This is a genomic window from Microcoleus sp. F4-D5 (assembly GCF_036704885.1).
In the GTDB taxonomy this organism is placed as follows: domain Bacteria; phylum Cyanobacteriota; class Cyanobacteriia; order Cyanobacteriales; family Microcoleaceae; genus Microcoleus.
In genome coordinates, this window is sequence record NZ_JAUBSX010000010.1 from 79557 (window position 1) to 93158 (window position 13602).

Sequence of the window (13602 nt, forward strand, 5' to 3'; positions counted from 1 at the left end):
AATATAGCCAAGAAAAAATAGCTCCTCCTAGCTATTTTTTTGCCATCTAAATATCAGGGAGTGCATCTACGTGTCAATAAATAAAACGCTCAAAGGCAGAGCCACTACACCTGCCGCAGGTTTTACAATGATTGAGACATTGATAATTCTTTTAATCGTAGGAATATTTAGTGCGATCGTCGCCCCCTCTTGGCTGATGTTCATCAACAACCAGCGTTTAAAGGCATCGCTCGATCGAGCTTATTCGGCAATGGAACTTGCCCACAGCAACGCCAAACGCGACAAAATTTCATGGCAAACCAGCTTCAAAGAAGTAGGAGAAAATGTACAAATAGCAGTTCACCAAGCCGACATTTCCCCAGGCCAAGTACCAGCCAGTCAATGGAAAAACCTAGAACCGCAAATTCAAATAGATAAATCTGAAACAACACTCCTACAAGTAAATGAAAGCAACCAGCAAAAAGAAAACGGCACAATCAGGCGAGTCATGTTCAACCACAGAGGTTGCCCCGTATCTCGAAGCGACCACGACTGCACCCTAACCAGTATTAGAGCCAAAGGAACCCTAACACTATCTCATCGCGATTTAAAAAACAGCCAACGCTGCATCATTATCTCCACTCTCCTAGGACATAAACGCATTTCCCACAGACAACCAAAAGCTCAAGACAAAAGATATTGTTACTGACAGGGCGATCTGATGATTTTGGGGTAGGAAAACGGCATTGCCGTGTCCTCCATCGCCTCGTTATCGATGGGTTATATGCGATCGATTGCCAATTCCTGACGCACCATACGATATAACTCACATCTTGCACCATTCTCAAGAACAGGCAAGATACCTGTTCCACAAAGAGTGAATTTTCTTGTGGAACAGGCCGGAAAGCCTGTTCATAAAAAGCTTATTGAGAATGGTACAACATCTCAGATCTAATCAACTACTTCTTACTCGGGGCAATCTTCTCAATAGAAATCAGCGCCTCCATCACCGACTCCACAATCGGCGCGGCAACACTTCCCCCCGTACCGCCCTTGGGTTCATCAATCACCGCCAAAACCACATACCGAGGAGACTCCACTGGCATTATCCCCACAAAGCTAGTAATAATCGCATTCTTAGAATAACCCCCACCACCATTTGCTTTTTGAGCCGTCCCCGTTTTCCCAGCAATCCGATACCCAGGAATTTGTGCAGCTTTCCCCGTACCGCCATCAACCACAGTTTCCATCATTTCTAAAACTTTCTTGGTCGTTGCGGGCGAAAAAACCTGCTTCGGAACAGCCCTCGGAAGTTTCCAATAAGCTTGACCTTCCCTATCAAAAAGTCCCCGCACAACGTGAGGAGTCACCAACTTGCCCCCGTTGGCCAAAGCTCCGTTAAGCTGCACCAACTGCATCGGAGTAATCGAAAAACCCTGACCGAAAGCAGTAGTAGCAACTTCCACCGGAGAGTTAATAAATTGCTCTCGATTTTTAAGCTGGCTGGTTACTTCAAAAGGCAAATCAGTTCCCGCAGTTTGTCCGAGTCCGAGTTTTTCTAAAGCTTGATAGTAAAGAGAAGGTTTCATACTTCTCATTACGTGCACCATTCCCACATTGCTAGAATGTTTCAAAATCTCTGTAACAGTAGAAGGACCCCGGGCGCCTGCTGATTGGTAATCGGAATTTTGGATAGTCCAGACATCCATGTAAATTCGACCTTCATCATTAAAAACGGTGTTAGGTTTCACCGCACCCGCTTCCAGAGCGATCGCCACATTAATCGCTTTAAAAGTCGAACCAGGCTCGTAAACATCAGTTACCGCCCAATTTTTATACCGCGACAAATCGAAATTAAAATATTGATTCGGATCATAAGAAGGTTCTGCTACAACTGACAGCAATTCACCGTTACGGGCATCCATCACAATCACCGTGCCCCGCTTCGCTTCCTGTTCCTTCATTTTTTCCTTGAGAGCAATTCGGGCCACCCGCTGCAAGCGACTGTCGATCGTCAGTTGCAATTTCAAGTCATCAAGCTGCACAAATCCCGCCGTCAGGCGATCGGGAACCCAATTCCCATCGCTCGACCTGCTAAATTGAATCGACGGCATCGATCGTTCCAGCAAATTCTGCTGGCTGTATTCCACCCCAGCTTGTCCCTTGCGTTCCCCGTCCACATAACCGAGGATATCCGCCGCCAACTCCTGCTGCGGGTAAAAACGCTGCTGCTGCCGCACCAACTCCAGGCCATCCACCGGACTATTTTTAATTTGTATCTGGGCGACGCGATCGGCAACCTCTTGAGCCAGAGACTCCGCAATCGTGATACCCGTTTCACCAAGATTAAACCTTCGCAGCAGTTCAGTTTCCGACGTAGTTCCCGGACTCAGTTCGATCGCCAGCATCGGAGCCAATTTAGCCGCAATTTCCGCCTTCGAGTGGTTGAACAACTTCGGGTGAGCGTAGAGCGTGTACACCTGTCTGTCGATCGCCAAAACATTCCCTGCGCGGTCAACTATCGGGCGTCTCGGCACAAACGGCTTCGTTTTGAGAGTTTGCTGCTGCTGTGCCTGTTTTCGCAGCGCCGGAGCTCGCGTCACCTGCAAATAAAACAAATTCACAGCCAGCCCCAGCCCCCCCAGCATCAACACCGCCCACACTGCCCACAAACGGAACTTGCTGCGTTTTAAACGATCCACCGGCCGCCCCCAAGGTGGAGCGGTCTGTTGTGGGGATCGGTCGTTTGTGCCGGACACAGTTGGTTTGGCTGGTTTGTCCCACAAAGTGCTATCGCCCGACGGCTTTGGGCGTTGGAAGTTGGGCGATCTGTAGCGGTCAAAACGGGGGTCGTAGCTCATAAAATTAAAAATTAAAAATCAAACAGCAAGTTACTTATTTTTAACTTTTAACTTCCGCTTGGAAGAAGGACATCGATCGCGACTTGGACAAAAGTCAAACAAGAAGCCTGAGGACATGAATCCGAAGCTAAACTGTCAAATTCTCCGGTACTCAGAGTCTGCGGCCCTCGGACATTCTTCCCCTCGGGCCATCTCCGCGTTGACATTGCCTCAATACCCCAGCGGTGTTTCCACACCCACTCGATTCTTGAGAGCCTGTTCTGAGTTTGGTGCCACAGTAACGGGCGATCGACTTGGAGGGGCAGGCGACAAGAAAATTGTGTCTGCAGGCTTCTGCGGGGTCAAACCAGTTTCGGGATTTTCGGCTTCTTTAGCAAGTTGGTGTTTCAAGACTTCGCTAGCCGCACTCAACTGCTGTTCTCCCCGGCGCAGAGTTTCCAGCTTTTGATACTCTTGGCTCCAGCGCTGCTCGCTGTAAACAGTCAAGCCGTAGAGAGTCAGAGCGCCACCTAGAAGGAGCACCGCTGCCGCTGAGGAGGCGCGCTGCACCCGCAGGAGCGATAGCAACCACATTGGCTGCTGCTGGCGCTCTGGCAGGACTTTCACTACCGATGCCGAGGGCTGAGCAATCGCCTGGGAGTCGGCGGGCGAGTAGTTGGGCAATACCGGCCCTGTCTTCGCCCGCCTAGCTCGGGCAATAGAAGTCACTTTGCTGTTGGCTGGGGCTGAAGCGGGCTTGCGGGCCGATCGGGAGCGGCGAGAATCCGGGGATCTGATAGCAGCGGTCATAGAGTTCACCAATACGTAAAGTGGGGCAGCTTTAGCTTGATTGAGGTTAGGAGTTTTTTCAGTTGCCGATCGCCAATTGTAGCAATCTGGGTTCGATCGGTTGTCTTTACCAAAGATACCTCACAAACCAACCAACCCATCCTACCACTCGTCTCTTTGACTTCAGGATTGGCAAAAAAAAGGAAATCTTTGCAGGTTCGCCAGAATCTATGTGAAATTTATTAATAAATGCAGTATTGTAATCAACGAGCGAATCGTTGCTCTATTCGTGCCAGCATTGTTTCTCAAGTACACTATTCCCTTCCTGGCGATGGGTTTTCAATGTTAAGGAGTGTTTATGAACAAGGGATTAATTCGTTTGACTTTGGTACTGAGCTTGGCAGCAGCCCTCGGCGCTTGCGGCGGTGAAACCGGCCCGAGCCCCAGCCCCTCTCCGAGCGGTCCTGCCAGCACTACTACTCCTCCTCCTGCTTCTTCTCCATCTCCAAAGACCGCTCCTGGGGCTGAGAAGTCTCCTTCTCCTGGTGGAACTGCTTCCCCTTCTCCGAAAAAGTCTCCCTAACTAGGGTTATCCCGGAGTCTTGGCCCAACGGGCCTAGCCTGGGGGTGAAAAATGGTTCGCTCCTCGCATTTTTCTATCTCGTAGGTCTAGGCTTCAAGTTGGGTGTTAGCTGTCTGATGCTTTTACTAAAGTTCCGTAGGTTCCCTTACTCTCGCCAAGTCTTCTTAGCGCTGGGTTACAAGGGTATTCCTTTTCAAGTCGAAAATTTGACTGCCCGCCTCCACGTTTTGATACTCAAGCCTCTGACGGGGGATTTGAGGACAGTGCCAGTGCAGCAGCCTTAACTCGAAGGTCAACCTCGGGCGATGGCTGACTCCACGCAAATTTTTTTGCACTCGAGTCTCGCTTTCCTTTCCCACCTCTGTTGCCGGCAGACGAGAGAAAAGCAAGCTGAGGCTTAGACGCTCGGAGACTGGCTCGATGAAAGCATGGGCATGGCTACTCGATTGATTGACTGCGAGTTTTGCGCCGGTGCGGGCAAGCAAATCTACCCGTCTGTTTTGAGCCAGTTAGCAATTCAATTGGCGCGCCGCGAGTTCGGCATTAACCGGGCGGCAAAACTCCCTCCCGTTGCGCCTGAGCGCTCTTTAGGCCTGTTGCACCTTCGCTGGCAGGATGGTGCTTGTGTGGTACGGGATTCCTCGATCGTGCCAGATATTGCAGCAGCGGCGCTGCTGAGTCCTTTAGCTGTGATTCCTCAATACTGAATTGAGTGTCCTTGGCTATTAGATCCCATCGATCGAATTCACCGACTTTGCAGGGAAACTCTGCCTCCGGGATGTGAAACCGCAACCGCAGGGCGATCGTCAAAGCCAGAAAATTCCAGCTATATAATGATTAGCGACTCCCAAAACTCACTCTCCTTGACCCTCCCTGCGCTGGCAAATCCATCAGAGTTAGTTCTGGGCGCAAAAACCCAGTTTTTTCGCGAAAATCCGACCAGTGTGTGCGAGGGAGATCTGTGTAAAAACCCGGTTTCGGAACCGTCAAGAGTGCGGAGCGTCCTGAGAGTTAGAAAAACTATCGAATATCACACTGTTTAGAAAAAGTCAATGATATTTGGGGGTAAATATAAAAAAATCAATTTGTTTTAAGATTTCAATACCTAGATGTTAGCCGTTAGTAGTAAAACCCCAGTTCGACCGCCGAAAAGGCAATCAGATTGCCTGCTGTCTGGGCAAGGGCGCGCGCTGCCGCCCAGACAGCAGGCAAATTCATACTAATCAGTGGTACGATTAGCGATAAAAAATGTATCGAAATGTAAAGTGCAGCGCCGCTCTAGGTTTTGAAAGCCATTTAGTTAAAAGATTCAGGTAGGTAGTTTTATGCCCGCGACCGTCCCCTTTGAACAAATTGACCGGATTGTGTGGAATCAGCACCAAGATCCATTTGAAGTGCTAGGCCCCCACGCGATCGAACACAACGGCAAAAAAGCCTGGGCCGTGCGAGCTTATCTGCCGAATGCAGATGCCGTATCGGTGGTTGTGCCAGAAGCGAGGGCAGAATACTCGATGCAATCGGTACACCACCCTCACTTTTTTGAATGCACGATCGAAACCCCAGAACTAGCAAACTATCAACTGCGGGTCAAAGAAGGGGAACACGATCGCTTTATCTACGACCCCTACGCCTTTCGATCGCCCAAACTCACAGAATTTGACATTCACTTATTCTCAGAAGGCAACCACCACCGGATTTATGAAAAATTGGGGGCGCACCTCACCGAAGTAGACGGCATCACAGGAGTATATTTTGCCGTTTGGGCCCCAAATGCCCGCAACGTCTCTGTTTTAGGAGATTTTAACTATTGGGACGGCCGCAAACATCAAATGCGGAAATCGCAAAACGGGATCTGGGAATTATTTATTCCGGGACTAGAAGTGGGAACTTCCTACAAATACGAAGTGAAAAACCAAGACGGACATCCCTACGAAAAGTCCGATCCTTACGGTTTCCAGCAAGAAGTGCGGCCGAAAACAGCTTCAATTGTCACCGACTTAGATACCTACACTTGGCACGACAGCGCTTGGATCGAACAGCGGCGGCACACAGACCCACTGACCCAGCCGATTTCGGTTTACGAATGCCACATCGGTTCTTGGCTGCACGCGGCTACCGACGAACCCGCCGTGCTACCAAATGGAGAAATAGAACCACCAGTACAAGTTTCGGAACTGAATCCCGGGGCGCGCTTTCTGACTTACCGGGAATTAGCCGATCGGCTGATACCCTACGTCAAAGATTTGGGATTCACTCATATCGAAATGCTGCCCATAGCAGAACATCCTTTCGACGGTTCTTGGGGCTATCAAGTAACCGGCTATTTCGCCCCAACTTCCCGCTACGGCAAACCTGAAGATTTGATGTATTTTGTTGACCAGTGCCACGCCAACGGCATTGGCGTACTGGTGGACTGGGTACCGGGACATTTCCCCAAAGACGGACACGGTTTGGCTTTCTTTGACGGAACTCACTTGTACGAACACGCCGACCCCCGCAAGGGCGAGCACAAAGAGTGGGGAACCCTAGTATTTAACTACGGCCGCAACGAAGTGCGGAATTTCCTAGTATCAAACGCTCTGTTCTGGTTTGACAAGTACCACATCGACGGGATTCGCGTAGATGCAGTGGCCTCGATGCTTTATTTGGATTACTGCCGCGAACCCGGAGAATGGCTGACCAATCAGTACGGGGGCCGGGAAAATATCGAAGCGGCGGATTTTCTGCGGCAGGCCAATCACGTCATTTTTAGCTATTTCCCAGGTGCGCTGTCGATCGCCGAAGAATCTACCTCTTGGCCGATGGTATCTTGGCCGACCTATGTAGGCGGTTTGGGATTCAACCTGAAGTGGAACATGGGTTGGATGCACGATATGCTCGACTATTACCACATGGACCCGTGGTTCCGCCAGTTCCACCAGAACAACATAACCTTCAGTATGTGGTACAACCACAGCGAGAATTTCATGCTGGCTTTGTCCCACGATGAGGTTGTCCACGGCAAAGCCCACATCATCGGGAAAATGCCAGGAGACGAATGGCAAAAGTTTGCAAACGTGCGGTGTTTGTTTACTTTTATGTTTACTCATCCCGGAAAGAAAACGATCTTTATGGGGATGGAGTTCGGCCAGTGGCAAGAGTGGAACGTTTGGGGGGATTTGGAGTGGCGTTTGCTGCAATTTGAGCCGCACCAAAAGTTGAAGCTGTTTTTTAAGGATTTGAACAATTTATACCGCAGCGAAACGGCACTTTACAGTCAAGATTTTGCTGAGGACGGGTTTGAGTGGATTGATTGCAGCGACAACCGGCACAGCGTCGTGGCTTTTGTGCGCCGAGAGAAGGATGGCGACGAGTTTGTGGTTACGGTGTGCAATTTTACGCCGCAGCCGCACTCTCACTATCGGGTAGGAGTGCCGGAACCAGGTTTCTATACGGAGTTGTTTAACAGCGACGCGCGCGAGTACGGCGGCAGCAATATGGGGAATTTGGGCGGTAAGTGGACTGATGAGTGGTGGTTCCACAACAGTGCTTATTCGATCGACTTGTGTTTGCCACCTTTGGGGGTGTTGATTTTAAAGCTCGATCGGGCAAAAACAACAGCAAAATCTCAAGAGTTTTAAGTTGTGAGTGGTGATAGTTTTGAGTGAAAAATCAAAACTTTATTAAACGTAGAACTTTGAGGGTATTCAGAAACCCGGTTTCTCCAAAAAACCGGGTTTTTTTTCTGTTTTGTTGCGGCCAATATCCAGAACGGAAACTATAGCCTTTTTCAGATAGATGAGGTACAAGTTTAGATTTTAGATTTTAGATTTTAGATTTTAGATTTTAGATTGGGGGATTGAGGAATTGTTAATTAATTAGTAAATACCTCATCTTTATGAGAAGCGCTATATACCATTTTAGGTTTTAGAATTGAAGAATTGGGAATGACTGAAGAAGTTCCTCGTTAAGAGCTTGCCTAAAGTTGAATTATTTTTTTAACGCGGTATTAAGCTGTCCGGCATCTTGCGTTATATTTTTCTGGCGGGAACCCCACAATAAATTTCATCGCACTTGACTGTAAAATTTAGATGCGCCTGGGTTTAATTGCGAATTAACGATTAACGATTACCGATTACCGATTACCGCTTACGGATTTTTAATTTCGAGTATCGGAAGCGCCAAGATTATAAGAAACTTTAGACGGCTCAACTTTTACTACTTCCGAAATAGACGGTTCCTCCACTCCGTCTAAATTGGGCAGCGGCATATGCTTCATTTCCCAAACTTTCAGCAAAATTAGATATTCATAAAAAGCTTGTAGCGTGCACCAAGCCAATCCCGCTTGACCGTCAAGAAACCCGCCGAGTAAAATATACATATAGAAAAAGCGCACGACAGGGCGCAAAGGCAAGCGCAAAGAAAAATCTTTCAAAGCGCGCCGCCTTTCGACCTCCGACGCGCCAAACAATAAATCCCACCAATTTACTTGACCTGCTTCTAATTGGCGGAGAGTTTCAGCAGCCTCGTCAGTCGAGTAGCGGTTGTGCTTTTCAATCCAGCGGGAAAGACCTTTGCTGCAAGTATAGTGAGGGTAGCTTTCCTTCAAAAAGTGAGTAGGCCCGTTGCAGACTTCCCGTTCAGTGTGACCGTAGTCAGTAAACCACACTTGGTCTTTGCGAAACAAGCGCATTTGATAGCGGGGATATTGAGTGCTGCGGCGAATCCAGCGCTCCATAAATATTACTTTTTCCGCTACGTAATAGCCGATATATTCTTGACTTTCGATCGCCTTTAAGCATTCAGCAAAAAGTGCAGGCGTCATCCGCTCGTCAGCTTCGAGGATGTAAACCCATTCGTATTTGCACGGGACTTCTTGCAGCATCCAAGTCCGCTGGCGTCCGTGAGTTTCAAAAGGGTGCTGCACCCGGAGCACGGGATAGTTCTGAACAATCTCAAGGGTGCGATCGCTGCTGAAAGAATCAACTACAATGATATCGTCACAAAGCAGTGCCGATTCAATGCAAGCGGCGATATCAATCTCTTCGTTGTAAGTCAGAATATAAATTGAGAACATTCCCAGCTTTCAGTAAGGGCAAACTATCAGGCAAATCAAGTATTTATTTCTCAGGGATGTCTCGACTTGCGCGATCCCTGCCAGCGCCGATCACATTTTGCGGCGGCCGAACCGCAGAATTCCCATAGTTCTCAATCCAGTCCAACCAACAGTAATGTAGCCGATCGCTAACAGCAAACTGCTGATTCCCGTCTGCAAACTCGAATTTCTCGATCGAGTTCTTAACTCTTTCTCTTTTTGTTGCTTGCGGGTGCGAATCTCGTTGCGAGCTTGATTTGGCAGTTCTTGGGCTTGCTGTTCGAGGAATTTGTCGAGTGCTTTCGGGTCTTTTTTCGACTCCTCAAGCACAGCTTTCAATTCCTTGGGAACATCTGGACTCTTGAGTGCTTGTTGCAGTTTCCCCTCGTCTTGCAGCAGGTCGGCTATCTGAGTACGGCGCTGGCTTTTGAGCTGTTCTACCTGAGCTTTAAACTGATCGCTTTTAATTTGCGCCTCTAGTTGACCTTCCGCTTGTCCCGCTTCTTTATCCACTTGAGTGAGAGCATCCTTGAGTTCCAAACGAGTATTGTTGAGGTGAACGGGAACCAGCAACAGGTAAATTAGCCCTAACAAGCTGGAAATCAACAGCGCCCAGAATCGCAAGTCCAGCCAAACATTGCGCCTCTCTTGAGAGACTCCACTGCTGCTGTCCACCCAAAAGCCCGTCATTAACATGGCTATACCCATCAAAGGAATAATGCCTCGGTCAACTATCTGAGTTGCTGCCGCAAGCTGCCAGCCTCGATTGAGAATGTCGGAGGTTTCTCCCGGCAGCGACAGAACAATGCAGTCAAGCAAAGCAGACAGAATCAAGATAATCCCGACTACTTTTAGAGTTCGAGCAGCTACTGAAGAAAATTGACGGCTATTAGTTGCTTTCATAATTCGTGTTAGATAATTCTACACCGTTAGATTCAAAGGGGTAGTTGACTGGATTTTGTTGAACGAGTTAAGTTATTTTCCACCAAAATAGCTCGTTCGGGTACTCACCTCGACTTTCCCCTGGGTTTTCTGGGGTGCGGTTGCGACCCCAAAGGGTCGAGTTTCTGCACGGGTATGGAGAGTTTGGCACAGCAGGCGGCGCGCTTCTGGGGTGGCTGTAAAGCTTGGTCAAGATAGCGCACAGAAACGGCAGCAAGCCACTGCTGGCTTTTTCTAGAGTCTGACGAGTGCAGGGCATAGATGAGTTGTGCGCGCTTGGGTTCGGTGCTTTTAACTAGCTTTCGCTCGCGGCGGTGTCAGAGATAATAGACACATGAAGATCGGGCTTTGTTGGGTTTTACCCCCTAGGGCTCCCACCACCCGATCGCCTGCCCGAGGCTGTGGAACTCGCATCCCCTGTCTTATAGTAATTGATATAAGAGAAGGCTGGAATAAATAATTGTTTCCCAAGCTTTTTAACCTCCAATTACCAACAGCACCACGGGAAGTCACAGATACACCAGTAGCTGTTTTTTACTTTTTCCTTCTGTTGACCCGCTCAGCTTCGACGCTATAGCATTCTTGCTTATTCCTTCTTGCTTAAGAGCGAGCAATTACTAATTACCAGTTACTAATTGCCAAGGACTAATTATTGGCAGCTTGAGTGATTGATTGTTCAATGGCAAAGATGTTCTTCTATCACATTTTTTGGTAGGATAATTCATCGCTGTTCAAATTTGCTGGTGGTCAGAGCAATGGTTTCTGGTGTTTACACGTTGAGAGAACTTGAAAGATCGATCGCGTCCGATCCGGACAACTGGCGTCCGATCGTGTTTACTAACGGCTGCTTCGATATCCTGCACTGCGGCCACGTCCGCTATTTGCAGGCAGCAAAAAAGTTGGGGCGATCGCTGCTGGTGGGCCTCAATAGCGACGCCAGCGTGCAAGCTATCAAACCGCAGCAGCCGGGATTGCCGCCCCGCCCGATCGTACCGGAAAATCAGCGAGCCGAAGTGTTAGCAGCCCTCAAACCAGTAGACGCCGTAGTAATTTTTTCCGAGATTACAGCAACTAAACTGATAAATATCCTGAAGCCAGATATATACGTTAAAGGAGGCGACTATCAACTCGAAACTCTGCCGGAAGCACCGGCTGTTATCGCCGGAGGTGGCAAAATTTCCTTGATCGAAATAGAAGTTCCCAGTTCTACCAGCGCGATCGTCAAACGCATTTTGGAGTTAGGCGTTTAACCCCCGATCGCAAATAGCAAACAGTGAGCTAAACTCAAAAGTTGCCCCATCAAAAAAAACTCTTAGTGCGATCGCTCGTACAACTTCATCCCAATTGTTACGCAGGAGATAATTTCAATGGAACTCACAAGCAATAACACGATCGCGGAAATCCTAGAAAGACACAAAGCAGAGCTACTAGCAGATTGGCTCAAAGAACTGCAAAATACCGGGCTGCGGCGGGACGACTTGATGAGAGCCAAAGAATTGCGATCCGAGTGTCAAGAGTTCCTGCAATTGCTCCACATTGCAGTCGGGCACGGTAACTTTAGCGACATCCAGACACCCGAATGGGAAAATATGCGGGTGCTGCTAGCAGAAGTTTCGCGATCGCGCGTTCAGAGAGGCTTTACTCCCTCAGAGATAGCTAGTTTCATTTTATGCTTCAAAAAGCCATTGTTCGATCGGCTTTGTCGCGAACTCACACAAAACCGCGACGCACTTGTCGAACAACTTTGGCTTTCCACCAGTTTATTAGACCAGCTAGGCCTTTGGGTGACAGAAATCTTTCTCAAAGCTCGCGAAGAAGTCATCGAACGCCAGCAGCAAGAAATGCTCGAATTGTCAACTCCCGTAGTCAAGCTTTGGCAAGGAATTCTTGCCTTGCCAATGATCGGGACTCTCGACAGCGCCCGCACTCAAATAGTCATGGAAACTCTGTTGCAGGAAATCATGGAAACCGGCTCAGAATTTGCGATTTTAGACATTACAGGTGTGCCGACTGTTGACACTTTAGTTGCTCAACATTTATTAAAAACTGTTGCCGCCGCCCGTTTAATGGGTACTGAGTGCATCATCAGCGGCATTCGCCCGCAAATAGCTCAAACCATAGTTCATTTGGGAGTTGACTTGCAGGATATTCTGACAAAAGCGACTTTAGCAGATGCTTTTAAAGTCGCTTTGCAGCGCCAAGGTTTAACTATAAAAAATATTCAAGAGGAAAGATAAAAATTATTGCCTATTTGCCTAAAAAATTAAGTGGAAATTAAAATAGAGGTGGATTTGTGGAACGGATACCGATACTTCAAATGGGAGAATTTCTGCTAGTAACAATTCAAGTAGATATGCACGACCGCTTAGCAATGACTTTGCAAGACGACCTGACAAACCGCATCGTCAAAACAGGAGTAAAAGGTGTTTTAATAGAAATCTCTTCCCTAGAAATAGTAGATTCTTTTATCGGTCGCATCATCAACAATATCGCTAGTATGTCGCGAATTTTAGATGCGGAGACTGTTGTGGTCGGGATGCAGCCAGCGGTTGCGATTACCCTCGTTGAGTTGGGGCTTTCGCTGACAGGAGTTCGCACAGCTTTAAGCGTTGAAAAAGGCATGATTTTATTGCGAAAATCCTTGGGTTTGTCTCCTGACGAGAAAGCGGAAGCAGTCGATAAATTTTCCCATGACTGAGGCACAGGCAGTAAAAAAACCTGATTTGTTTGTAGATACATTGTTGACAAACTTAAGCTTTCTAAGCAGAAACTAAGTTGATGAGCGTAAGTCCTATGTTTTGTGGAGAAGTTCTATTTTGGTACAGTAGCCGCCATGTCAAAACGTGAGACACTAGAAATCCGATCGTCATCCGATATAGTCCACGTCCGACAGCAAGTGCGAACTTGGGCTGTAGCAATGGGATTCGGTTTAGTAGACCAAACGAAAATCGTTACCGCAGCCAGCGAACTCGCCCGCAATACTGTGGACTACGGCAAAGGGGGAACTGTAACTATCGAAATGCTCCAATTAGGCACCCGCAAAGGGCTGCGGCTGATATTTGAAGACAAGGGCCCGGGAATTCCAGACATCGAATTGGCAATGACTGACGGTTATACTTCTAATCACGGTTTGGGTTTGGGACTCAGCGGTTCTAAGCGGTTGATGCACGAATTTGAGATTGTTTCCAAAGTAGGTAAGGGGACTAAAATTTCGATCGTCCGCTGGCGGTGAGGAAGTAATCTTTAACAAGACGATTTGAGAGTTGAGATTTTAGATTAAAGAATTGAGCACGAGTGAGGACGATCGGGGTTTGGAGCTTGCGTATAGTTGTATTATTTTTTTAATTGGTATAAAGAGCAACCAGCAAAGCCAAGAAGTGATTCTTGGAATCCCG

Annotated in this window: 13 protein-coding genes; 8 read left to right on the forward strand and 5 right to left on the reverse strand. The window is 48.1% G+C overall.

Annotated features, from left to right (window positions below; translation table 11 throughout):
- Positions 1-70: 70 nt before the first annotated feature.
- Positions 71-688 (forward strand): type II secretion system protein, encoded by a 618-nt coding sequence (locus tag QUA80_RS07360; RefSeq protein ID WP_333422811.1) that lies wholly within the window; start codon positions 71-73, stop codon positions 686-688.
- A gap of 250 nt (positions 689-938) precedes the next feature.
- Here QUA80_RS07360 and QUA80_RS07365 read toward each other — a convergent pair whose 3' ends face one another.
- Both QUA80_RS07365 and QUA80_RS07370 read right to left on the reverse strand, forming a co-directional pair.
- Positions 939-2840, reverse strand: coding sequence for a penicillin-binding protein 2 (locus QUA80_RS07365; RefSeq protein WP_333422813.1), 1902 nt, complete (start codon positions 2838-2840; stop codon positions 939-941).
- 210 nt (positions 2841-3050) lie between these two features.
- The gene (locus tag QUA80_RS07370) at positions 3051-3629 is read right to left on the reverse strand and encodes a hypothetical protein (RefSeq protein WP_333422815.1); all 579 of its coding nucleotides are present in this window, start codon (positions 3627-3629) and stop codon (positions 3051-3053) included.
- 337 nt (positions 3630-3966) lie between these two features.
- On the opposite strand from QUA80_RS07370, the gene QUA80_RS07375 reads away from it, so the two are divergent.
- The 3 genes from QUA80_RS07375 to glgB all read left to right on the forward strand — a co-directional run bounded on the left by QUA80_RS07375 (position 3967) and on the right by glgB (position 7811).
- Positions 3967-4191, forward strand: a complete 225-nt coding sequence (locus tag QUA80_RS07375) for a serine protease (RefSeq protein WP_333422817.1) — start codon at positions 3967-3969, stop codon at positions 4189-4191.
- Between the two features lie 434 nt (positions 4192-4625).
- Positions 4626-4898 (forward strand): hypothetical protein, encoded by a 273-nt coding sequence (locus tag QUA80_RS07380; protein ID WP_333422819.1) that lies wholly within the window; start codon positions 4626-4628, stop codon positions 4896-4898.
- Positions 4899-5516: 618 nt separating this feature from the next.
- On the forward strand, positions 5517-7811 hold the full coding sequence (gene glgB, locus QUA80_RS07385) for a 1,4-alpha-glucan branching enzyme (protein WP_333422821.1): 2295 nt from the start codon (positions 5517-5519) through the stop codon (positions 7809-7811).
- A gap of 518 nt (positions 7812-8329) precedes the next feature.
- Here the strand turns inward: glgB and QUA80_RS07390 are convergent.
- The 3 genes from QUA80_RS07390 to QUA80_RS07400 form a co-directional block, all read right to left on the reverse strand.
- Complete coding sequence (locus QUA80_RS07390) at positions 8330-9247, reverse strand: glycosyltransferase family 2 protein (RefSeq protein WP_333422823.1); 918 nt, start codon at positions 9245-9247, stop codon at positions 8330-8332.
- 90 nt (positions 9248-9337) lie between these two features.
- Positions 9338-10168, reverse strand: coding sequence for a hormogonium polysaccharide biosynthesis protein HpsJ (gene hpsJ-B, locus QUA80_RS07395; RefSeq protein ID WP_333422825.1), 831 nt, complete (start codon positions 10166-10168; stop codon positions 9338-9340).
- Positions 10169-10235: 67 nt separating this feature from the next.
- Positions 10236-10466: a hypothetical protein gene (locus tag QUA80_RS07400; protein ID WP_333422827.1), complete on the reverse strand. Its 231-nt coding sequence runs from the start codon at positions 10464-10466 to the stop codon at positions 10236-10238.
- Positions 10467-10962: 496 nt separating this feature from the next.
- On the opposite strand from QUA80_RS07400, the gene rfaE2 reads away from it, so the two are divergent.
- The 4 genes from rfaE2 (at position 10963) to QUA80_RS07420 (ending at position 13439) form a co-directional block, all read left to right on the forward strand.
- Positions 10963-11457, forward strand: coding sequence for a D-glycero-beta-D-manno-heptose 1-phosphate adenylyltransferase (gene rfaE2, locus QUA80_RS07405; protein WP_333422829.1), 495 nt, complete (start codon positions 10963-10965; stop codon positions 11455-11457).
- Between the two features lie 117 nt (positions 11458-11574).
- On the forward strand, positions 11575-12444 hold the full coding sequence (locus QUA80_RS07410; protein WP_333422831.1) for an STAS domain-containing protein: 870 nt from the start codon (positions 11575-11577) through the stop codon (positions 12442-12444).
- Positions 12445-12500: 56 nt separating this feature from the next.
- Positions 12501-12905 (forward strand): STAS domain-containing protein, encoded by a 405-nt coding sequence (locus QUA80_RS07415; protein WP_333422833.1) that lies wholly within the window; start codon positions 12501-12503, stop codon positions 12903-12905.
- A gap of 135 nt (positions 12906-13040) precedes the next feature.
- On the forward strand, positions 13041-13439 hold the full coding sequence (locus tag QUA80_RS07420; RefSeq protein ID WP_333422835.1) for an anti-sigma regulatory factor: 399 nt from the start codon (positions 13041-13043) through the stop codon (positions 13437-13439).
- Positions 13440-13602: the final 163 nt, after the last annotated feature.